This is a genomic window from Vibrio jasicida 090810c (genome assembly GCF_002887615.1).
Classification (GTDB): Bacteria; Pseudomonadota; Gammaproteobacteria; order Enterobacterales; family Vibrionaceae; genus Vibrio; species Vibrio jasicida.
In genome coordinates this window covers 104,943-126,779 of sequence record NZ_CP025793.1, presented here as the reverse complement: position 1 = coordinate 126,779, position 21,837 = coordinate 104,943, and the positions used below count along the sequence as shown (strand labels likewise).

The 21,837-nt window shown below is 45.7% G+C and carries 21 protein-coding genes; 12 read left to right on the top strand and 9 right to left on the bottom strand.

The window, feature by feature from the left end; all coding sequences use genetic code 11:
* Positions 1-43: 43 nt before the first annotated feature.
* Positions 44-397 (bottom strand): MaoP family protein, encoded by a 354-nt coding sequence (locus tag C1S73_RS18140; RefSeq protein ID WP_038869800.1) that lies wholly within the window; start codon positions 395-397, stop codon positions 44-46.
* Positions 398-545: 148 nt separating this feature from the next.
* On the opposite strand from C1S73_RS18140, the gene C1S73_RS18135 reads away from it, so the two are divergent.
* Positions 546-1,439, top strand: coding sequence for a LysR family transcriptional regulator (locus C1S73_RS18135; RefSeq protein WP_038869799.1), 894 nt, complete (start codon positions 546-548; stop codon positions 1,437-1,439).
* A 160-nt stretch (positions 1,440-1,599) separates the two neighbouring features.
* On the opposite strand, the gene C1S73_RS18130 is transcribed toward C1S73_RS18135, so the two are convergent.
* Together C1S73_RS18130 and C1S73_RS18125 are read right to left on the bottom strand one after the other, a co-directional pair.
* On the bottom strand, positions 1,600-2,043 hold the full coding sequence (locus tag C1S73_RS18130) for a DoxX family protein (protein ID WP_038869797.1): 444 nt from the start codon (positions 2,041-2,043) through the stop codon (positions 1,600-1,602).
* Positions 2,044-2,391: 348 nt separating this feature from the next.
* Positions 2,392-2,595, bottom strand: a complete 204-nt coding sequence (locus tag C1S73_RS18125) for a hypothetical protein (protein ID WP_038869796.1) — start codon at positions 2,593-2,595, stop codon at positions 2,392-2,394.
* A gap of 204 nt (positions 2,596-2,799) precedes the next feature.
* Between C1S73_RS18125 and C1S73_RS18120 the strand changes: the two genes are divergently transcribed.
* The 3 genes from C1S73_RS18120 (at position 2,800) to C1S73_RS18110 (ending at position 5,576) form a co-directional block, all read left to right on the top strand.
* Complete coding sequence (locus C1S73_RS18120; RefSeq protein WP_038869794.1) at positions 2,800-4,167, top strand: DNA-3-methyladenine glycosylase 2 family protein; 1,368 nt, start codon at positions 2,800-2,802, stop codon at positions 4,165-4,167.
* A complete protein-coding gene (locus tag C1S73_RS18115; RefSeq protein WP_038869793.1) occupies positions 4,164-4,646 on the top strand; it encodes a methylated-DNA--[protein]-cysteine S-methyltransferase in 483 nt (160 codons plus the stop codon). Before C1S73_RS18120 ends, C1S73_RS18115 begins: the two co-directional genes overlap by 4 nt.
* A gap of 108 nt (positions 4,647-4,754) precedes the next feature.
* Complete coding sequence (locus C1S73_RS18110; protein WP_038869792.1) at positions 4,755-5,576, top strand: hypothetical protein; 822 nt, start codon at positions 4,755-4,757, stop codon at positions 5,574-5,576.
* A 72-nt stretch (positions 5,577-5,648) separates the two neighbouring features.
* Here the strand turns inward: C1S73_RS18110 and C1S73_RS18105 are convergent, their stop codons facing one another.
* Entirely contained in the window at positions 5,649-6,257 is a 609-nt protein-coding gene (locus tag C1S73_RS18105) for a DUF6198 family protein (protein ID WP_038869790.1), read from the bottom strand.
* 218 nt (positions 6,258-6,475) lie between these two features.
* On the opposite strand from C1S73_RS18105, the gene C1S73_RS18100 reads away from it, so the two are divergent.
* On the top strand, positions 6,476-6,871 hold the full coding sequence (locus tag C1S73_RS18100) for a GFA family protein (RefSeq protein WP_038869788.1): 396 nt from the start codon (positions 6,476-6,478) through the stop codon (positions 6,869-6,871).
* A 26-nt stretch (positions 6,872-6,897) separates the two neighbouring features.
* Here C1S73_RS18100 and nhaD read toward each other — a convergent pair whose 3' ends face one another.
* Positions 6,898-8,328 (bottom strand): sodium:proton antiporter NhaD, encoded by a 1,431-nt coding sequence (gene nhaD / locus C1S73_RS18095; protein ID WP_038869787.1) that lies wholly within the window; start codon positions 8,326-8,328, stop codon positions 6,898-6,900.
* Between the two features lie 420 nt (positions 8,329-8,748).
* Positions 8,749-9,774, bottom strand: coding sequence for an acyltransferase (locus C1S73_RS18090; RefSeq protein ID WP_038869786.1), 1,026 nt, complete (start codon positions 9,772-9,774; stop codon positions 8,749-8,751).
* Between the two features lie 253 nt (positions 9,775-10,027).
* Here C1S73_RS18090 and C1S73_RS18085 point away from each other — a divergent pair, with 253 nt between their 5' ends.
* Both C1S73_RS18085 and C1S73_RS18080 read left to right on the top strand, forming a co-directional pair.
* The gene (locus C1S73_RS18085) at positions 10,028-10,618 is read left to right on the top strand and encodes a TetR/AcrR family transcriptional regulator (protein ID WP_038869909.1); all 591 of its coding nucleotides are present in this window, start codon (positions 10,028-10,030) and stop codon (positions 10,616-10,618) included.
* Positions 10,619-10,740: 122 nt separating this feature from the next.
* Positions 10,741-11,595, top strand: coding sequence for an alpha/beta fold hydrolase (locus tag C1S73_RS18080; protein WP_038869784.1), 855 nt, complete (start codon positions 10,741-10,743; stop codon positions 11,593-11,595).
* 118 nt (positions 11,596-11,713) lie between these two features.
* Here the strand turns inward: C1S73_RS18080 and C1S73_RS18075 are convergent, their stop codons facing one another.
* Positions 11,714-14,254 carry a glycosyl hydrolase family 18 protein gene (locus tag C1S73_RS18075; RefSeq protein ID WP_038869782.1) on the bottom strand — a complete coding sequence of 847 codons (2,541 nt, stop codon included), beginning with the start codon at positions 14,252-14,254 and terminating at the stop codon, positions 11,714-11,716.
* A gap of 395 nt (positions 14,255-14,649) precedes the next feature.
* A complete protein-coding gene (locus tag C1S73_RS18070; RefSeq protein WP_038869780.1) occupies positions 14,650-15,153 on the bottom strand; it encodes a DUF2850 domain-containing protein in 504 nt (167 codons plus the stop codon).
* 221 nt (positions 15,154-15,374) lie between these two features.
* Between C1S73_RS18070 and ppnP the strand changes: the two genes are divergently transcribed.
* Both ppnP and C1S73_RS18060 read left to right on the top strand, forming a co-directional pair.
* Positions 15,375-15,659: a pyrimidine/purine nucleoside phosphorylase gene (ppnP, locus tag C1S73_RS18065; RefSeq protein WP_005448986.1), complete on the top strand. Its 285-nt coding sequence runs from the start codon at positions 15,375-15,377 to the stop codon at positions 15,657-15,659.
* Between the two features lie 163 nt (positions 15,660-15,822).
* Positions 15,823-16,104: a hypothetical protein gene (locus C1S73_RS18060; protein ID WP_038869778.1), complete on the top strand. Its 282-nt coding sequence runs from the start codon at positions 15,823-15,825 to the stop codon at positions 16,102-16,104.
* 20 nt (positions 16,105-16,124) lie between these two features.
* On the opposite strand, the gene C1S73_RS18055 is transcribed toward C1S73_RS18060, so the two are convergent.
* Positions 16,125-17,309: a GGDEF domain-containing protein gene (locus tag C1S73_RS18055; protein WP_038869777.1), complete on the bottom strand. Its 1,185-nt coding sequence runs from the start codon at positions 17,307-17,309 to the stop codon at positions 16,125-16,127.
* Between the two features lie 447 nt (positions 17,310-17,756).
* Here C1S73_RS18055 and C1S73_RS18050 point away from each other — a divergent pair, with 447 nt between their 5' ends.
* From C1S73_RS18050 to C1S73_RS18040, 3 genes are all read left to right on the top strand, one after another.
* A complete protein-coding gene (locus tag C1S73_RS18050) occupies positions 17,757-19,088 on the top strand; it encodes a carbohydrate porin (protein ID WP_038869775.1) in 1,332 nt (443 codons plus the stop codon).
* A gap of 415 nt (positions 19,089-19,503) precedes the next feature.
* Complete coding sequence (locus C1S73_RS18045; RefSeq protein WP_038869773.1) at positions 19,504-20,508, top strand: LacI family DNA-binding transcriptional regulator; 1,005 nt, start codon at positions 19,504-19,506, stop codon at positions 20,506-20,508.
* 22 nt (positions 20,509-20,530) lie between these two features.
* Positions 20,531-21,778, top strand: coding sequence for an ABC transporter substrate-binding protein (locus C1S73_RS18040; protein WP_038869771.1), 1,248 nt, complete (start codon positions 20,531-20,533; stop codon positions 21,776-21,778).
* Positions 21,779-21,837 lie beyond the last annotated feature (59 nt).

Genomic DNA, 21,837 nt, shown 5'->3' with positions numbered 1-21,837 from the left:
ATTTTTTGGCGGCTTAGCCAAGCATTATAGCTCGGCTATTCGATTAATCGTCTTCTGCTAGGCTCTCTTCCGCATAATCATCTGTCGCTTCTTGTTTGTTACGTCCATTTAGCGTGTGGAAGCGCTTGCGACCACGAGCTAGCTGTACGTATTTTAGCCAAGTGCGCTCGATCTTAGTTTTCGCTTTGCCTGGGTTTTCGAGAACTTTTACGAAGTGTTTTTCTTCGCTGTTCTCAGGTGTCAACTCGCCTGACTCTAAGCCAAGCATAGTATCCCCATAAATTGTTAGGATTTCCTCTTCTGAAAGAGTAAAATCGCCAGACTTTGCAAAGCCGCGTGGGAATTTTACGTTGTCGTAAAAACGTTTTTTGCCATGACGAAATTCAGTGTCAGACATATCAACAGCCTCTGTAACCGTTATTGATGAATGTGATGAATTACGGCGAAAATTAGGCGCAAAGCTAACAAAAGAAAAACAAAACTTTTTTGTCGTCAAAATTTTAATTAGTTGTTAATCTGGTTTTATATTGACCAGGAGATGGTTTATGGATGTAAAGGTCTTTCGAACATTTTTAGAGCTGGCAAAGGTTCGTCACTTCGGACGAGCTGCTGAGAACTTGTATATTACACAAGCTGCGGTGAGCGCACGCATCAAACAATTGGAAAGTTATTTCGATACGCAGTTGTTTATTCGTGATCGAAATAACATAAAGTTGACCTCCGCAGGTGAGCGTTTAATAGGCTATGCAGAGGTGATGGTCACCACTTTGCAGCAAGCCAAGCTCGAATTATCCCTCGAAGATGGTAAAGCGTTACAGCTGACCATGGGGGGAACACCAAACATTTGGGATGCTTACTTACAAAACTGTCTAAGTGTTGTTACTGACTCTTTCGGTGGTTATGGCTTTATGGCGGAAGTCATGGGCCGTGAGATGCTAAGCCGCAGCCTGCTTGAGCGCACGCTAGATATGGCGTTTGCTTTCGACCAAATCAAAGCGGATGAGCTGAACTGTAAAAAAGTCGCTGATGTGGTGCTTGTGTTGGTTTCAACTAAGCCAGATTGTTTAGAAACCGTATTTGAGCAGAAATACGTTTACGTAGATTGGGGCACACGCTTTGCGTCTGAGCATGCAGAGCGCCACCCTAAAATCCCAGCGCCTTACCTTCGCACTTCTACCGCGCGTATCGCGTTAGACTTCGTTTTGGAGAAGGGCGGCAGTGCTTACCTACCGGTGTCTCTGGTTGAGCCGTTCATTGCAAGCGGGCAGCTTCACAAGGTATCTGGCGTAGAAGATTGGTACCGTCCTATCTATTTGAGCTATCGCAAAGCCAGCACGTCTGTAGAAGCGATTAAGCAGGTTGAAGAAATCGTGAAAGAGATTGACCCGTTAACGGCGTACAGCTTGCAGCAAATTGCGGACATTCCGGCAGACGAGTAATTTCTTCTTTTGCGATCCAGCGCAAATTTAAACGAAAGCCCTTTGGTATAAACCAAGGGGCTTTTTGTATTGGTTTGCGTAAATTTACAGATGTTTATAAATTCAGCGTGATGCTTGAAGCGAGAGTCATGGCAGAATTTAGGCTCATGAAGAACCTGCTTTACGCCAGTTTTTGATGAAGTGTGCCATCCAGTGCCGCTTTGCCTGCGCCAGAAAATGCGAGAGAAACACAAGCTGCCAGTAATGCGAGACCAAATTCGTAACCGTTGTTCGACATGAACAAACCATTCTCGAAATGAACCGAGAAAATCGCAATCACCATGGTGAATGCTAGAGCCACAGCCGCTGGTCGAGTTAGAAGACCAAGCAAGATGAATAAGCCGCCAAAGAATTCTGCGCTGCCCGCAAGGAGTGCCATCAACATGCCTGGGCCTAAACCGACCGATGCCATCCACTGACCTGTTGCTTCAAGGCCGTATCCGCCAAACCAGCCGAAAAGTTTTTGTGCACCGTGCGCCATAAAGATAATGCCAACCGGAATGCGAAGGGTGAGTGCGCTGTAACCTGCATTTGAAGTCGTGATTTTGTGTAGCAGTGCTTTCATGATTTTATCCTTCCTCGGAAACTCTACTTATTTGGGGTGATCGCCCCTTTGTTGTTGGAGCAAGTTTAGGTAGTGGGTTCAGAAGAAAAAATCGGGACAATTTGATGCTCTCGTTCGAGAAATTTGATGGAACATTTTTAACGTAACAAATACAGGGTTTTAGGCTAATTTTAGGATCTGTTTATTGTTCGTTACTATGGTGTTTTTGTTTATGGAAGTCGCAACATTTCGAATAACTTTCCAATCGTGTTTTGTATTTTGAAATAAGAATGTCGTAAATACTGAGCAAAAAAAGAGCACATTTCTGTGCTCTTTTGTTTTTACGATTAACAAGGGAGAAAGGAGTGTTTAAAGATTCATTAAGCTTTCAAGCGAGTCCTCTACGCTATGGTAGTGGTAGGTGCGTATACTCACACCATCCGACGCATTGATTTGAATTTCTGAAATCTCGTTATCAGAGTCGCGCTCAATAATCCCTATAGAGTGCTCGACTGATTTACTGGTAATAACCTTGTGATTTCTAAGTACAATCACGCACGTATGTAAGTCCATGCCAATTCCCTTTAGCCGACGTTGTTGTGTTGTTCTGATTTAACTCTAGTGCACAAATTTACTAATGCCAAAAATTCTCAATATTGAGTTCCGAAAATGGCTAATTTACAGTAACCCTTCGTTCTACAATGAAGTTATACCGTTTGAGTTGTAACCTAACATGCGGCTCTATAGAGCACCCAATGCGAAAGCAAGGACAGCATCATGCTTATCCATCCCCATACATTGTTGACGTTCGAGCAGTGCCAAAAAGCGCGCATGGCACGTGACAGCCGTTTTGACGGTCGTTTCTACGTTGCAGTCAAAACCACTGGGATTTTTTGTCGACCAATTTGTCCAGCCAATCTACCCAAAGAGGAAAACGTTGAGTACTTCACTGACAAGACGCAGGCACTGAAGGCCGGATACCGCCCTTGCTTACGTTGCCGCCCAGACAGTGCGCCAGGATCATGGGCTTGGAAAGGGGTTGAAACCACATTTCAACGTGCGATCAAAATGATCGATCGTGGTGAGTTGCACCATAGGTCCCTCGCGGATCTCTCCGATCGTCTCGGGATCTCAGATCGTTATTTGCGCATGCTGTTCGAGCAATATTTGGGGATGTCACCTAAGCAATATGCGCAGTATCAGCAGTTGATGTTTGCTAAGCAGCTTCTGCATTCGAGTTCGATGTCAGTCACTGAAGTCGGCTTTGCAGCAGGTTTTAACAGCACTCGACGCTTCAATGATGCGTTTCAAAAGATCCTTCAGCTAACGCCTTCTCAAGTGCGCAGAAAGGAGTTTGATGGCGTGGGGACGAATCGAATCGTGCTCCCTTATCGCGGTGCTTTGAACTGGCAACACATGCTCGATTTTTATCGTCTGCGTGCGATTGAGGGGATGGAGCAAGTTACGCAAAACACCTACCAGCGCAATGTTGTGCTGGATGATTGCCATGCACGATTCAAGGCTACTCAAGGGGAGGGCTACCTTGAGATAGAGTTTGATATTGAAGATGTTACTAAGCTGCAAAACCTTGTGTCTGGCGTGCGTCGAATGTTCGATCTCGATGCGGATATTTGCACCGTCGAGCAGCACCTGGAATACATTGCGCCTGGATTGGTGAAAACCCACGGGATTCGGATTCCGGGCGTCTGGAGTGCGTGGGAAGCTGGTGTACGTGCCGTGTTGGGGCAACAAGTGTCGGTCAAAGCGGCTATTGGACAACTTAACTTGTTGGTTGAAACACTCAGCAGCGATCAGCATGCGCGTCACTTTCCAACGCCAGAAGCGATTGCTAATGCCGATGTTAGCTTCTTGCGTATGCCGCAAAGCCGTAAAGACACGCTCGTGCGATTTGCTCAGTACATGCAGCAAAACCCAGAAGCCGATCCGCAGCAATGGCTGGAATTAAAAGGCATTGGTCCGTGGACGGTGAGCTATGCGCAATTGCGTGGCCAATCTCAGCCCGATTGTTTTTTAGATAAAGACTTGGTGGTGAAGAAAGCCATGCCAAACTATCCGTCATTGAATGCTCATACTGCATCGCCTTGGGGCAGTTACGCGACTTTTCACTTATGGAATCAATCATGAAATCACTTTATACGGTAATGCCAAGTCCGTTAGGCGCTGTGACCATTCAAGCGAACGATCAAGGTTTGCTCGGAATTTGGTTTGAAACGTGTACCACCAAACCAGATGATTTGGGTGAGCGTAATGATCAACATGCAGTGCTCAGTCAGACTGTTACTCAATTGGAAGAATACTTTGCTGGGCTGCGTAACGAATTTGACTTGCCACTTGCAGCGACAGGCACTGATTTCCAAACTCAAGTTTGGCATGCGCTAACGACCATTCCTTATGGTGAAACATGGAGCTACCAAGACTTGGCGAATGCCATCGGCAATCCGAAGGCGGTACGAGCGGTGGGACTGGCGAACGGTAAGAATCCTATTTCGATTGTGGTGCCGTGCCATCGTGTGATTGGAAAAAGTGGCAAGCTCACTGGTTATGCGGGCGGGGTAGAGCGCAAACAGCGATTATTGGCTTTGGAGAAGGGCTCGCCACTTTAAGTGAGGCCATTCTCAGAATCCGGCAAGGTTTACCTTATTTGCTTCGATTTTGTGTAGGGTTGTTGAGCTAAAGAGCAATCCAGAGCAATGAAAAAGGAAAATAAGGATATGTCTTTCAAAACGGATTTTGATGCATTCATAAACCAAAGTTGGCAGCAGCATGAAGCGCAGCCACAACAAACATACACTCAATTAGAACAAGCGCTTAGTGAGGTGGAAGACACTAACCATGCTGAGCGCATCTTACCCTTGATGCTGCACACTTCCATCGGTCATCTGCACGACCCGAAGCAGTTTCTCACCAGTTTAGATAAGCTCGAAAATGGCGTAGCGAGTCAGTGTATGGTGCGTCAGAGAGCCAAAATTGTCGCGCAGTACTTTGTGGATCAAACGACGGACCATATCGTTGACTTGGAAGATGTCGATCAGCGCCGCGTTTTTGCTCAGATTGCCAACGAGCTATCTGCGATGAACGAGCTAGAGCAAGCTAGCACATGGTTAGCAAAAGCAGCCAACGGGATAGATTCAGACCAAACTGCCGAGCCGTTGGCACGTTCAATTGCCATTACGGGCAACAACCTTGCCTGCCAATATGAAGAGCTTGAAACGCGCTCTGAAGCCCAGGTAGAGCGAATGCTAGAGGCTGCAACATTGGCGCTTGAGAATTGGAAGGTTGCTGGTGGTTGGATGCAAGAAGAGCGCGCAGAATATCGTTTAGCCATGAGCCTACTTAAAGCAGGATACCTACTCCAAGCCAAAGTGCACGCTGATCGCTGTGAGGCAATCTGTCGACAAAATGGAGAAGATGCTTTTGAGCTCTTCTACGCGAATGATTTATTGATGCTGGTGCATTATCACTTAAGCCAACAAAATAAGCTCAAGCTGGCTGAAGGGGACCAACAATACTGTGAGAATTCGCCTCTAGTGTAGTCTTATGTTGCGGACAAGGAAAAGCCCCGAGAATTTATCTCGGGGCTTTGGTTTTTGTCATGTGTTAGAAGATTATGCCGATTGTGGCGTTGGCTGATATCGCCCTGGTTTGTGGTTCATTGCCAAGATTAAGTTGGTCGCCACCGCGCCAAGTATAGATAGGGCGATCAAGTGAATATCGACGATAAATAGAGACATCACCACGATGGTGCAGTCGAGCGCCATTTGAACTTTGCCTGCACGAATGCCAAAGCGTTCCTGAAGGTAAAGTGCCAATATGTTGAAACCGCCCAAGCTCATCTTGTGGCGGAAAATTACCAGCATTCCCATACCAATCAGGCCTCCACCGAGGAGGGCGGCGTAAACGGGTTCAATACGAGAAATTTCAATCACATGGTGCAGGTGGTCTACCGCAAAGGACACGATCGAAACCGCAATAAAAGTGTTGATGGTAAAACGCCAACCCATGCGCATCACAGACAAAATGTAGAAAGGTAGGTTCAGTGCAAAGAAGATCTGACCAAAGCTAAAATCACTCACTTTAGTGAGGAAGATAGCAAGACCAGCAGTGCCACCTGTCAGCAGTCCCACTTTGCTAAAAAAGATAACCCCAAGTGACACCAACGCACTACTGAGCGTCAGAGCCAAGAGGTTCTCTCTAAGGCTATGATCTTTATCCATAAAAGTATTTTCCTTGGTTTTAAAACCGTTTTAACTGCAAGCGCACAACCAAAACGGATGCGGTTGGCAAAACGCCAACCAAATAGTGATAAATCGATGAATAAAATGTCGTGAAAAGTGATTGATGTCGAGTTTTTGACCTAGATTGCGCGGATGTTAACTGTTTAACAGACTTTACACATTAAGCTAGATGAACACTGAAGCAACAAGGAAAAGTCATGATTAAACAAGTGGGTAGTACCACAATTCAGCCTTTGCATAAGCTCTCTTGTCATTGCGGAAAAGTACAAATCGAACTGTCATTACCAAATGGAATCGAGAAGCCTAGACGTTGTGATTGTTCTATGTGCCGACGTCGTGGCGCGATTGTGGCATCAGTACCTTTGAATGGGATTCGCATCATCCAAGGTGAGGAGGCACTCAAGCTGTATCAGTTTAATACCAGCACGGCTAAGCATTTTTTCTGTGGTGAATGCGGTATCTACACGCATCATCAGCGCCGTTCTGACCCGAGTGAATACGGTTATAACGTTGGTTGCTTAGAAGATGTAAATCCTTATGAGCTGGGAGATATTGAGGTGATGGATGGCGTGAACCACCCATCAGACCGGTAAGAATATTTAATATTGATCAAGGTAGGTTAAGTGAACAAACTGCCATTCATCCAAAGGTGCGCCGCAATACTTGCGGCATAACCTAGCGCAATCACCGGTGCCCATTTTAAATGGCCAAAGAAGGTGTATTGTCCCCTTGCTGCCCCCATTAATGCCACGCCAGCCGCTGAACCAATCGAAAGCAAGCTACCACCCACGCCTGCAGTCAGCGTGACTAACAGCCAGTTCCCCATCGACATGGTTGGCTCCATCGTTAATACAGCAAACATCACTGGAATGTTATCCACGATAGCAGAGAGAATCCCCACCATGACGTTAGCCCAGATTGGGCTCCATTCGGTGTACATCACGTTGGAAACTAACCCAAGATAACCGAGCAAACTCAAACCGCCGACACACATGACGACACCATAGAAGAACAGTAAAGTATCCCACTCTGCACGTGATACACGGTGGAATACATCAAACGGCACCACTGAACCTAAACGCTTTAAGGCATAATCATCGCCATTGGCAATCGCTTCGGCCGCTTTTTTAGCAAGTGAATGTTTTAGTGTTCGACGCAGGAAATAACCGAAAAACTGCAGGTACGCCAAGCCCATCATCATTCCGATTACTGGCGGGAAGTGAAGTACCGCGTGGAAAGATACCGCCGTCGCGATAGTGAGAATAAACAAGCCTACAATTCGTCTTGCTCCACGTTTCAATTCAATATGTTCATGGACCGTATCTGGCTTAGTGTTTGGTACAAACAACGACATGATGAACGCAGGAATGACGTAGTTGATCAATGACGGAACAAACAACGGCATAAATTCAGCAAAACTGACGTGTCCTGCCTGCCAAACCATCAGGGTCGTTATATCACCAAATGGACTGAATGCGCCGCCAGCGTTCGCCGCAATGACGATGTTAATACAGGCAAGGTTCACAAACCTTGGATTATCGCCAGAAACTTTCATCACCACCGCACACATTAACAGGGCCGTGGTTAAGTTATCCGCGATAGGTGAAATGACAAATGCCAAGCCGCCTGTAAGCCAAAATAGCTGTTTGAAATCGAAACCTTTACCGACCATCCATGCTTGCAGAGCATCAAACAGCCTCCGCTCTTCCATTGCATTGATGTAAGTCATCGCTACTAGTAGGAACAATAAAAGTTCGGCGTATTCCAGAAGGTTGTGTTCCAGTGCGGCTTTAGCGACGTCAGCTTGGTTGTGTTGGGCAAAGGTGTACCCAATCAAAATCCAGATTAATCCCGCGGCGAGCAGTACTGGTTTGGATTTTCGCATATGCAGGTATTCTTCCAGCATCACCAGAATGTAAGCAATGGTGAAGAGAATCAGTGCGGCATAGCCGACGGCAGAATTGACGAGGTTGAGGTCACTGGTGGACGCTGCAAAACTGGGGCTTGAAAAGAGTAAGCAGCAGAAAGCGACAATTGGATAGATTGACATAGACATTTCTCCTTGTCTGACTGGAGAAATTTTAGCCACAAATTAATAAGTTAAGTGTGAGAAAGCTCGAATTAACGGTAGGAGTTTTGAATTGATGTAGCTTGCGCCACTACTTTCTGAGTGACGCAATACTTGCAGCGCCAAATAGGAATACTGCAGCGTATAAACCGTAAGTTAGCCAATGGCTAATTTCTAAAAAAGGAACGAGTCCTTGACCTGCCCACATACCGCCTCCGTTTAATGAGCATTTTGTTGATGTCGAATAAATCTAAAGTAAATGAACAATGTTTTTTGTGAGTGAAAGCAAATTACGTAGCATTAGAAGTGATAATGTTGGCGAGTGAGAGAGAGCTCTCATTTTTGAGAGGCTTGCTTTAACCCCAAAGTGTTAGAGCAAGCCATACATAGTGCTGAATGGATTTAGCGCAGCAATAGTTTTTTCAGTGGAGTGGCTTCGATGCCTTTCACAAGGAGCAGAGTGACCACAATCGTTGCTGGGTAAATAAAGGCGTCTTTAGCTAGGTTTTCTAGCCCCAACATACCTGCGATGTTCATCATGATGATGATCACCAATAGGTGGCTCACGTAGATGCCTAGAATACTCGGTGACCATTTAAATACCCATGGCATATTGCCGAAGTTTGGGTGAGCAAGAAGCCACATGAATGCACCCAACGACCAAATTACGGTACCAAACAAGAAGTCGTGTGAGTTAAATGCGATTTCATAATTCATAAGGTAATAGGCTTCGCCAAAATGCAGTGCCATACCGATCAGTATTAAGCGAATGGTGTTATTGCGCGACCATTGCCACTGATGTTGTCTTGCTAAGTAACCAAGCACCACCAATAAAGTACTGAATAACGGACCATTACGTGTAAAGAAGGGCGTTGGTAGTTCAGTGAGTGTGACGTAGCTGCCTGCAAACACACCGTAGACGTAAAGTAATACCGCCGCAGGAAGCAACAGTTGTACCATGTTAATGCGAACCAGCAACGCAATAATAGCCACGGCGATGACAAGTGCAGGAATGAACCACAAATGCACCAAGCCACCTTCTAAGAGCGAGTTCACTGGGTTCGACATCAGGTAACCCCAATAACCCTGTCGCTCGACGAGGTAACCTGCTTCTGCAACTACTTGCCAGCGAAACGGCATTAACAGACAAATCAGACTCCAAATCAGCCATATTTTGAGCAGAGGCTTGGCGTAGTTTTTCAGTGTCTCAACGGGATTTGTGCTGAGTTTAGGCTGGAGTAGATATCCGGAGATGAGAAAAAACAGTGGTACAGCAAAGCGAGCCAATTGGTTAAGCATGTACCCAACCCAAGGTACTTCATCCCATTGCCAATACGTGAGAGCCATCTGACAGTGAAGCCCAATGATCGCAAACATTGCGATGATGCGGGCAAATTCTAAACTGGCAATTTTCTTTGTTGTTGCCATAAGTGCTTACCTAAAAAAGTGAAAAATCGCTGCGAAATTAGCAGTTAACGATTCAGTTCTCGCGGTAAAAAATCAACTCATGTGCAATTGACGGCAACCAGTTTGCGAAATTCAGACCCATCTCTAATTTCTAAAATCAAGATTCATTACTTCTTTCAATGTATTGAGATCGAGGCTGTGTCTGATCATGATGGTTGGTTTGACCAGTAAACTTAATATTGCAAAAAAGTACGGTCGTGCTAAAAATGCAGTTATGAAAAAAGGAAAAGTAACCAAAGAACTTATTCTGCAACGTGCATTCCAACTGGCGAGCGAAAATGGATTGGAAAGTCTTACCATTGGTGAGTTAGCGAAGCAGTGCGGGATGTCGAAAAGTGGTTTATTTGCCCACTTTAACTCGAAGTTAAATCTTCAGCTGTCAGTATTGGAACACGCCAATCTAGTATTTGCTGAGCGTGTGATTGCGCCTGCACGTGAGTTAGGTGACAGCAATATTGAACGTAAAGTACGTGGCTTACTAGACACTTGGATGACGTGGAACCACTCTTTTCAAGGCAGTTGCATGTTCCTTGATGCTTGGAACGACACCGCGGAAGAAGGTTGTGCATTGCAAGCAGCATTGCGCAAATCGATTGATACTTGGTTGAATTATCTCGAAATTCAGATCAAGAAAGGCAAAGAAAACCAAGAGTTTGTTGTGGATTTAGACACGCGACAAGCGACCTTTGATTTATACGGACAGTACTTAAGTGCACACGTGTTTTATTCGATCAAAGGGGAAGAAGAAAGCCAGAGACTGTTTTGGCAAGGCATCGATAACTTGTTTACTCGATGGAAGCGCTAGCCCCGCGGTAACGGGCATAGTAAGAGATTCATAACAAAGAGCGACACAGAGCGCTCTTTCTTATCAGCTTAAAAAGCACGACCGTTCTATTTTGTGCAAAGCTGATAGTTAAGGAAACGATCATGAGTGAGAAAATTTACTTCAATACTTCGCAGAAATTCAGTGTTAAGCGCAGTCTGATCAACATCAGTACGCGTTTACATCACACGCTAGCGCCCTCACACGCAAAAAATACCGCGCGTAAATTGCTGCTTACCCCTGCGCGTACTCAGCCAAAAAACGCTGAGCCACAGGGACTGATCAAAAGTGAAATCCAAGGTCATGCCGGGGCAATTAAAATCTATCAGCTTGGAAGCGGTCCGGTATGGATTCTTACTCACGGTTGGTCTGGAACTGCCAGTCAGTTCTATCCGTTGATGGAGCACATTGCGGCATCTGGTTACACCGCATTAGCGTACGACCATCCTGCACATGGTGAGAGTGATGGTCAGTACGGACACATCCCTGCGTTTGTTCGTGGCTTAGAGGATGTATTGGATTCGGTGGAAGACGTAGCAGGTTTAGTTGGGCACAGTATGGGCACTGCGTCGGCGCTGGAATGTCGCCACAGTAAACTAGAGAACAAACCTCTATTGTTGATAGCTCCGGTTCTGAATTATGTAGAAAACCTGTTTGGTAGCATTGCACGCTCAGGATACTCCATGAAGTTATTCAAAGCGGTGGTGTCTGAGGTTGAGGACCAGTTTGGCTATCCACTGCAGTCGATTGACCCAGAAAAGCGTCTAGCAGAGCGCGAAGCAAAAACCATCATTGTTCATGATGAGCAAGACAAGTTCACTAAGCACAGTGTCTCTGCGCAAGCAGCGAGTGAGATGGCACGGGTTGAATTAGTGACGACTCAAGGCCAAGGTCACGGTCGCGTGATGAAGTGTGAAGAGGTGTTCCAGAGTTTCGACCGTTTAATTGAAGCTAGCTGATTATTGAAAAGCACTTAATAGATTCTGTTAGAACAACAAAGGACAGCCGAAGCTGTCCTTTTCTTTTACAACTCTATTGAAAGCGAGTGATGTTGAATCACAACGCTTTTATCAGTGCTTAGTTACAGTTAGCTGGGCCAACTTCTTTCCAAACACCCCATTCGCCAGACTTACTAGGATCTTGTCCTTGTGTCCACCACTTCGCTTCCCAAGTCTTACCTGCGTAAGTCACTTGGTCACCGCCAGTGTAAACAGCTGTTGAATCCCATGCGTTAGTACAAGTGTCACCACCTGTGCTGTGCTTAGATACAACAACGGTTGCACTTGCTGAAGATGCTGCTTGGCCATCGCTTACGCTTACTGTGAAGCTTAGGCTAGTGTCTTGCGGGTATTCTGCTGCTGTGAACGTCACTTTCGCGCCGTTAACTGTTGCGTTTAGACCTTGAGGTAGCGTCCAATCGAACGTGAGTGTGTCGTTGTCAGCATCGCTAGAAGCGGAAGCGTCAATTACAACCATGTCACCAGCTTTCGCACTTGCAGGTGCAGAGACCTGCGCAACAGGTGCTGTATTTGGTGGATCAATCACGCCAGCAGGCTTAACCGTTACCACAACAAGATCAGAAGCGCTTGCGCCGTCATTGTCTGTCACGGTTAGCTTGAACGTTAGCTGTTCTTCTGCAGTCACTTCTGCTGCATCAAAGCTTGCTGTCGCAGTGTTTGCGCCAGATAGAGCCACTGCTGTACCTGATACTTGCTCCCAAGCGTAGCTTGCGATTGTGCCATCAGAGTCTGTTGAGTTGCTGCCATCAAGCACAACACTTGCAGGGCCTGTTACTGCTTGGTCCGCACCTGCTGCTGCCGTTGGTTTACGGTTTGGTGGAACAACGACACCACCCGCCATACCTTCGTGCATTGCATTCAGGATGTCGCCGTTATCTGCGTCAATTTCCCAAGAGAACAGACCTGCAAGACCTAGCGACTTCGCGTAGTTACCTTTCGCAAGAATAGAGCGGTGGTCATCAAATGTGATCAGCTCACCTGTTGAACGGTTCCACACCCATGGTGCTTCTGCTTGTGCATCGTAGCCGTATTCAAAGCCGTTGATACCATTATTGTTTGCACCAAGCATGAATGACTTAATGCCTTTGTAGTCAATCACGCCATCTTCCCAGACGCCTTGAGTCGTGCTGCCTTTCAGTTTGCCTGTTGCAGTACCTGTCATTGGGTCATTTGGATCGGTTAGCGTATCAGGTGTTACGCCTTCCCAGCCACGGCCATACATTGCTGTACCTAGTACAAGTTTGTTCGCAGGAACACCTTGAGCTAGAAGAAGTTGGATACCGTTGTCGGCTGTATATGCAGGACCTTTGTACGCTTCACCGTTCTCATCTACACCGCTGCCGTCACACTGACCTGGGCGCATAAATGAACCACAGTAAAGTGCCGTTTGGTGACCAGGTACGTTGTTCCAACCGCCGTAGAAGTCGTAAGTCATTGCGAAGATGTAGTCCATGTACTGAACAGCGTCTGCGTAATCAACATCTTCAATTTTGTCGTAACCTACACCGATTGCAGACGTTAGCTCGTAAGTACGGCCTGTTTCTGCTTCTAGCTCATCCAACATTGCACGTAGTTCACGCATCAATGCGATGTAAGCAGGGCCATCGTTTACTGGGTCACCTTTATCTGCTGCGGCACCGCCACCACCAGGGAATTCCCAGTCGATATCAACACCGTCGTAGAATTTCCATGTTTTTAGGAATTTCTTCACAGATGCGACAAACGTGTCACGGTTGATCTTATCAACGAAATCGAAGAATGGGTCAGACAGTGTCCAACCACCGATCGATGGGATGATTTTTAGATCAGGGTTACGTTGCTTCAATGCCATTAACATCGCGTAGTTACCCTTGATCGGCGTGCTGTATTCGTGACCAGCTTGCGCGAAACTCTTTTGATAAGCTGCCCATGGGTCATGGATAACCACTTCGTAGTCGTTCACACCACGACAAGCGGTTTGCAGTGCGTTGAAGCTATTGCCACCAACCGATTTCACTGATTCATTTGGACCACAAATTGGGATGAAGCCGTAAAGTATGTGAGTCAGGTTGTCGACCGGCATATTATCAACCGTGTAGTCACGGCCATAGATGCCCCACTCAACAAAGTAAGTACCCATGACAACACTTGGGTCGGTGTTGTAGGTTTTGTTGTTCGGGTCAACGTTCATAGTTAGCGGCGGTAAATGAGAACCGTCTGTATCCGCAATCGTAATCTCTACTGGTGCGCTTTTCGCACAGCCTGTTGCGTCACACGCTTCGATTTCCATTTGGTACAAACCACCTTGGCCGTATTCAAACGACGCAGTAGTTTGGCTACCAGTGATAGGGCCTGTTGCGACTTGAACTCCATCAAAGTAGATGTTGTAAGTGTCACCAGAAGTACCACTCCACTGGTTAAATTTCACGTTGATCTTAGCTAGCTCATGGTACTTAACCATGTCGTTGTAGCCAGATGTGGTTTCCATTGCCAGTTCAATTTTAGAAAATTGCAGGTTATTAGAACCATACATGTCGATACTTGGTGCTGTTGGAGCCGCATTTGCAGCGCCAGAAAGAGCTAGGGCAACCCCAGCTGCACATAGGTTAAATCGAATCATAACTTCTCTCTCAATCCTTGATTTTATGTTCATTCACGAACACAAGCTGCTCTTGCGACAGAAAAGACAACCGATTCACACACTGTGCAAAAGCATCACATTCAGCATTTCAGAAGCTTTTTTTTTTTTCAAAAAAAAATAAATCAAGATTCGACTCTGTTACACAAATCTCACTACAAGAAACATTGTTTTGCATAGAAAATACAATATTGAGCCAATAATTTATAAATATTTTGCATGCGTTTAATTAATTATCTACTCAGTCTGGCGGTGTTATTTTGCGAGTGAAATTAAATTTTTATTATGTAACAGAGCAAGTTACGTTAGAAATTGCCAGTAACGGCCCCGTTGAATTTGGGGAAAGATACGTATGATTGATGAGGTCGATAACAAGATTACTTGCGATTGAAGTGCTCGCTCAATGCGGCTCGGCGTTTGGACGCGGCACCAATTTCTGAACCTTGTACGGTGTGCTCGAATCCTTTAAGCACAAAGCGTTGGTCAGGTAGCTTTGGTTCTACGCGACGTATTTGGGGAGAGAGGTGAGAACCAGACAGTTGGTAGGCTGTTTTACCTAGTCCGGTGTTTAGGGTGACAACTTTGCCATCGAACTCAAACTGGGTAGCGACGAGGCGATGGTTGCGAAAGACCCCGTCGGGCGTAAAGGAAAGTTGTTCGGTCTGATAAGGCGGCGCACCAATTTCAATCCATTCGCCATACACTTTATCTGGATCGATATAGTCGAGATAAGAAGCGTAAAGTTGGTAGCCGAGAAAGCTCAACAGCGCGCAGCCAAACGTCGCAAATCCTCCTTTGATGATTCTGAACTGATGACGAGCCCAAAATGAAGGTTGCGGTCCTGGTTTCTTCTGGCGTTTTCGGCTCGGTGTGGTCGTCATGATCCCTGCTTGTTTTCCTTTTTTAATATGGTGAGAAGCTTACGCTGCAAAAACAAACAATCTCGCCTTTGCGACACCTAAACTATGATCTGATGTCCACTTTTACATTCCGAAACACAGTTATTGAGTATTCGATAGCTCAAAAAAGGTCAATTTAGAGACTTGAGTCGTAAACCGAAACAGGGTAAAAAAGAGCTGATTTTTGATAAGGAAACCAAAGAATGAGTATTAAGGAAAACAGTTATTTTGCTGGTGGCGTAAAGTCACTGGGTTTTAGCCAACAAGGACAGGATGTCAGTGTCGGTGTGATGTTGCCAGGTGAATACACGTTTGGTACACAAGCTCCTGAACGTATGAGTGTCGTCAAAGGTGCACTGATCGTAAAGAAAGCTGGAGAGGTTGATTGGGTGACTTACAACAGCGGTGAGTTTTTTGAAGTCGAAGGTAACTCATCATTTGAGCTTCAAGTTAAAGACGCAACGGCTTACCTATGTGAGTACTTATAAGCACAGCGCCATCTCTGACAAGTGATTGAAGACTGATTTATATAGAAGCTACCTGCGGGTGGCTTTTTTTATGCATGTTATTCAGATGCAACGGTTTTTGGCAATAAAGCGTTAATTATGTATATACTTAAAACAGGTGCACCCATCGACCAAGGAGGATGAGATGGCAGTACAACCTAAACATTCCGATCTTCCTCCTCGCTATGAGGCAACGGATTTTACTAATGAGCAACGTCACCGCTTTACTAAGGTGGCCAACGCGGCTCAAAAACGACGTGCTTTCTATAAGCGAGCGATTGAGAAAAGCCTTGTCGGCAAAATGAAAGAGCGAGCGCTCAAACCTGTTCTTGTCCCACGAGATGATAAACCAAGCAAAATCGGCCAAGTGATCTGGCTTGTCACGTTTTTACTTGTTGGCTTATGGGCCATGTATATGTACGCCTAACTTAGGCTCTACAGTTTGGTTTATAAGCTGGCGTCACGCTGCAATGAAGTCACATTTCCCATTGCGCCAACCAACGAGTGTCTTTGATGACGCAACTCTTCTGCATGTGAGCAATGCTCGTAATATGCGTACTGGTTTTTGCCAGTGTGCTTCGCAGCGTACATAGCTTTGTCTGCGCAACGAGTCAGTTCAGATAAATCTGTTGCATCTTGGCCGTAAATGGCCGCTCCCACACTCATGGTTAACTCATTGATGTTGTCGTCCGTTTGATAGCCTTTTTGGAACAGGTTGACGATACGCTCCAAAATATTGTCTAGGTCTTTCTTACCGCGCACGTCGTAAAGCATTAAGACAAACTCGTCACCAGCAAAGCGAGCAATCGAGTAGTCATGCTTGTCCGTTTTTCTGTCTTTATTACGAATGTTGTTTTTTAAGCGAGTCGCAAAGTGTTTTAACACACGGTCGCCGACATCGTGGCCATAGTTGTCGTTGATGTGCTTGAAGTTATCGATATCTAAAAAGACTAAAGCTGTGACACTTTTGGTCTCAACTTGTTCCAACTCTTCTAACTTGGCACGTGCCCAGGTTTCAAAGCTCCAACGATTAGCAAGGCCCGTTAATTGGTCGAGATAGGCGAGTTCTTCAATCCCTTCGCGATAAAGGGTTTGAATGTAGTTCACGACTTTAGAGTAATAGTAAGAAAAGGTATGACAAACAAAGCAGATCGCCACAAGGGTGAACATAAAGCGGCGTTCGGTCATGTCACTGGCGGTGGGTACACTCTCTAAAAAGGTTAAACCGAAAAAGATGATGAGGGAGTACGTCACGCTAAACAGCAGACCGACTTTGAATTCGTTGATCAAGATAATGGCGGCCACTATCGGGTAGAGCCAAAGCAGTCGACCTGAAGGGGCGTCGTTATAAAGCAGTAGCAACAGTCCATCAAACATCAATACGCCTGTGAGCAACAGATCTGCGTATTGGTGGTGACCACGGACTTTGATCAGATAGCTGATGGTTAAGCATGCCAAAGCACATAAACCAATGAGTAAACTGAGCCCCCAATTTCCTTCAAGGTAGTGTAGGACAGAGCCATAGGTTAGAAATGCAGTGGCGATGCTAGAACAGAGAAAAACTATCTTCTTTTTTCTTGTCGATCGGATATCCGCCATTTCTTCTAGGCGTGCTCCGGCCAATTTCGACATTGTGTATCCCTACTTTAGACTTACTTAATGCCTATTCTAGGTCGTAATTAAGTAGTACATGGAATAGCAAAGCCCTTAATTGTGATATGAAGCATGTTTGTTATTTACGTGACTTGTTGAATTTGTAAGAAATTTACGAAGTATGAAATGTTTCATGATTATGAAATGTTTCATGTCATCATGAGTGGATTGCTCTTATTTTGCACAAATTAACGTGATAGAAATTAAACAATCCTGTGAAATGAAAGCGATTTCAAAATGTAAAATCTAACAAGCACTATTTTAACTGTCTGATTTTACGCGCTAATAAATATTTTGAGTTTCACGCGTTGTTTCATGTCATTTTGAACACGATGGCCATGTGAAGCCGTAGCGGCTTTTCAAACGTTTCATTCCTTAAGATCCCTATTGAAATAATTACACCTACTAAAAACTTAGGGAAATCACATGAAAAACTTAAAGGTTTTACCTCTCGCGCTTGCAGTGGCCGCTTCGCTTGCTTCTCTCTCTACTTTTGCTGCCGATTCTGATGTAGAAGCTCTGGAAAAACGCATTCAAGAACTGGAGAATCGCATCGATCCTAATTATGTTGATGATCAACAACCGGCTGTACTGACTCCGGATATTGAGATTCCTTATGGTGTTGTCTTCTCCGGCTATGCTCGCTACGGCGCACATTATCAAGCTGGCGACCAGAAATACGTGATGGTTGATGGTTCATTTAATGGGTCATCAGCAATTGGTCGATTAGGTAACGAAGGCAACGGCGGTGAATTCCAGTTAGCGAAAGCGTTCAAGAATGACAGCGGTGCGATCTGGGATGTGGTTGTGATGTTCGATCACTGGGGTGATGAAGTAAACCTGAAAAAGGCTTACGCAGGGGTAACGAATGTTTTCGAAAGCCAGCCGAATGCTTACATTTGGGCGGGTCGTGATTTCCATCAACGTCCACAACAAGGCATCAATGACTACTTTTGGATGATGCATGATGGTCAAGGTGGTGGTATCAATAACCTTGAGCTTGGCTCTGTGAAGCTGGATTTCGGTGTGGTTGCAGCGGTAGAAAATTGTAGCCCAGAAATTGTCGATCCAGGTTCAAACCCTTCTATCTCATGTACGGGTGGTGCAGGAACGGGTGACAGCGGCGCATACGCTTTCACTTCTAAATTGCATGGTATCGACATGGGTTTTGCAGATCTAGAGTTGTACGCAAACTACGGCTTTGATTCCGAAGCGATTGATAGCTCTGAGCACATAGACGCGTACCAATTGGGTGCGGTGATTTCTCGTGCACACGATAGTGGTTCAAACCGTTTAGTATTGCGTTATTCAGACAATGCCGATAACGGCGTATTCTGGAAAACAGAAGATCTCACTACGATTTATGCAAGTTTCGAAGGTAATGCCGATCTCGGTGAAAAAGCCGCGATTGAATACCTATTGGCTTACCACGATTATTCCGTTGATGGTTCAAGTGCGGTGGAAGATGAGCGCACCAACTACAGTGCTATCGTACGCCCGATGTACTTTTGGAACGATGCACACTCTACGTGGTTAGAAGCAGGCTACCAGATGGTAGACTACGCACGTGCTGACGATGACAACACAGGTTGGAAAGTCACCCTATCACAAAACATCTCGTTTGATTGGGGCGCTGGTGCTCGACCAATGCTGCGCTTCTACGCAACAGTCGGTGAGGTGGACAACAAAGCGACTGGCATCAACGATCCTAAGCAAGATACGGTTAGCCTAGGTGCGATGTGGGAAGCTTGGTGGTAAGCCATCTCAAACTACACTCTTAACTCTCTCTATTTTGTCATGGCGCTCATTGCAGCCAGTTGAGTGCCAAACTGTCCATTCTTAACCCTATTTTGAGCCGCATTTGCGGCTCTTTTTTTTCTTACTCGCCGTTTTTGATTCATGGATCGATATTAAAGAGTTGTGAAATCAATGCCTTTGCTTGGTTTCATTTGAGCGTGAAATAACCATTTCATGAAACGGTTTCATGAAATGAAAGCAAACTGCCACGCGCCTCATTCTTTCAAACATTGCCCGAATTTAAAGGGATTTCGGTGTGATTTCTCTCACGATAACACCTCAGTGAATCCGAAATACTAGCTGCCATGAAAGCGGTTTCGAGGAGCTTGTCTCGAAGCAAGATTGAATCTTGAGGTTCAAGTGGAAGAGGTTTCTTGTGGCGACGATTAAAGATGTATCTGAATACGCTGGTGTTTCTCAGGCTACGGTTTCTCGTGTGATCAACGGCACCAGCCGAGTGAGTCATGATAAAAAGCTGAAAGTCGAAAAAGCGATTCAAACACTTGGCTATCGTCCTAATTCTATTGCGCAGGCATTGGCATCAAGCCGTACGGGCAGCATTGGCATCATAGTGCCGGAGCTTGGTGGTCCATTTTACTCTGGCATCTTACACAGCATGGAAGAGCGTCTACGTCGTTTTGGCTACCACGTGATTGTTACAGCGGGTTCTAACTCAGAACAAAGTCAGCGTGAATCGGTGGAGTTTCTGCTTGGTCGACGCGTTGATGCCATGATTTTGCACGCACAAAACCTAACAGATGATTATTTAATCGATCTTAAAGAAAAAGGTATGCCGGTGGTGTTAGTTAACCGCTTCATCCCTGAAATGGCACAAAGCTGTATTGAGATCGACAACGAATTTGGTGGCCAGTTGGCGAGCGAATACTTGTTGCGTATGGGGCATCGCAACATAGCGTGTATCACCGGCCCTCTGGACAAGTCCGATGCACGGGGGCGTCTACAAGGTTACCGCAAGGCTCTTGAAGAAGCGGGAATTGAGTATGACGAAGCATTGGTCTCAGAGGCCGGTTTTACCGAAGAGTCTGGGGAAAGCGCAATGCGCAAGTTGTTGAAGCGCGATTGTCATTTTACTGCCGTATTTGCTTGTAATGATCACATGGCCTTTGGTGCTTATGAAGTGCTTAAAGCCCATGGCGTTGATGTTCCTGAGCAAGTATCTCTGGTTGGATTTGATGACATTTTGTTTGCGCGCTACCTCACGCCAGCCCTTACCACAGTTAACTTCCCTATTGAGCAAATGAGTGCTGAAGCTGTCCAGCTCGTGATTCAAATCCTCAATAAAAACAAACGAGATGTGAACTTCAAATTATCACCGGCCTTAGTGCCAAGAAGTTCGGTCAAGGAACTGCATACCCTATAAAACGATAATTAAGGACAACAACATGAAACTGAAAACTTTGACGCTTGCGATGACCGCTGCATTGGGTGTGGCTGTGACGGTAAACGCAGCTGATGAATCCAAAATTCGCTTTGATGGCTTCCCAGATTTCGACAGCAGTTTGAAAGTGCTGCTACCGGATTTCGAGAAAGAAACAGGGATTAAGGTTGATTACCTGATGAATAACCACGGTGATCACCATACAAAGCTAACAACCAACCTAGCAACGGGCTCTGGTGCGGGTGATGTGATTGTTGTTGATGTAGAAAAAATAGGCCCATTTGTGGCATCGGGTGGTTTGGTTAACCTGTCTGAAAAATACGGCGCTGATAAATATGCAGAGAGCTTCGCACCTTATGCATGGGCGCAAGGTAAAGGCGCAGACGGTGATGTGTACGGTATGCCTGTCGACCTTGGTCCAGGTGTGATGTATTACCGCACTGACATTTTTGAAAAAGCGGGTATTGATATCAATGAGGCAATCAAAGATTGGGATTCTTACATTGCAGCAGGTGAAAAACTTAAACAACAGAATGTTCAATTGATTGCTTCTGCAGCAGATGTGGCGCAAGCGATCATCTTCACCACAGTACCCGAGGGGGAAGGTCTTTACTTTGATAAAGACGGCAACCCAGTAGTGACGTCAGAGCGCTTTGTTCACGCTTTTGAAGTAGCGAAAGAGATCCGTGATAAAGGCTTGGACGGTCGCATTCTTGCGTGGTCAAACGAATGGTACGAAGGCTTCCGTAACGGCACATTTGCAACACAGCTTTCTGGTGCTTGGCTACTTGGTCACCTAAACAACTGGATTGCGCCAGAAACAGCAGGCAGCTGGGGCGTATCTAACCTTCCTGATGGTATTTACGGAAGCTGGGGCGGCTCATTCCTATCGATTCCTACGCAATCTAAGCACCAAGATGACGCTTGGAAGCTGATCGAATACATGACAACTAAGCGTGAGATTCAACTTAAACACTTCGACACTATTGCAGCGTTCCCTGCAAACACCACAACTTACGACGACCCTATGTTTGAAGAGAAAATTGAATTCTTAGGTGGTCAGCAGGCGCGCTTACTGTTTGCAGAAGTAGCACAAAACATCAAACCAGTGGCACCAGCTAAAGGCGACCACGTTGCTCGCTCTATCATCTTAGAAAATGCACTGATGGAAGTGTTGGATGAAGGCAAAGACATTGAAACGGCATTGAAAGATGCAGAGCGCATGATCAAGCGCCGTACTCGCAACATGTAAGCAATTTGCTATTTGGTAAGCAAGGAGGGCACCACGCCCTCCTGATGAGAGGTCGTTAC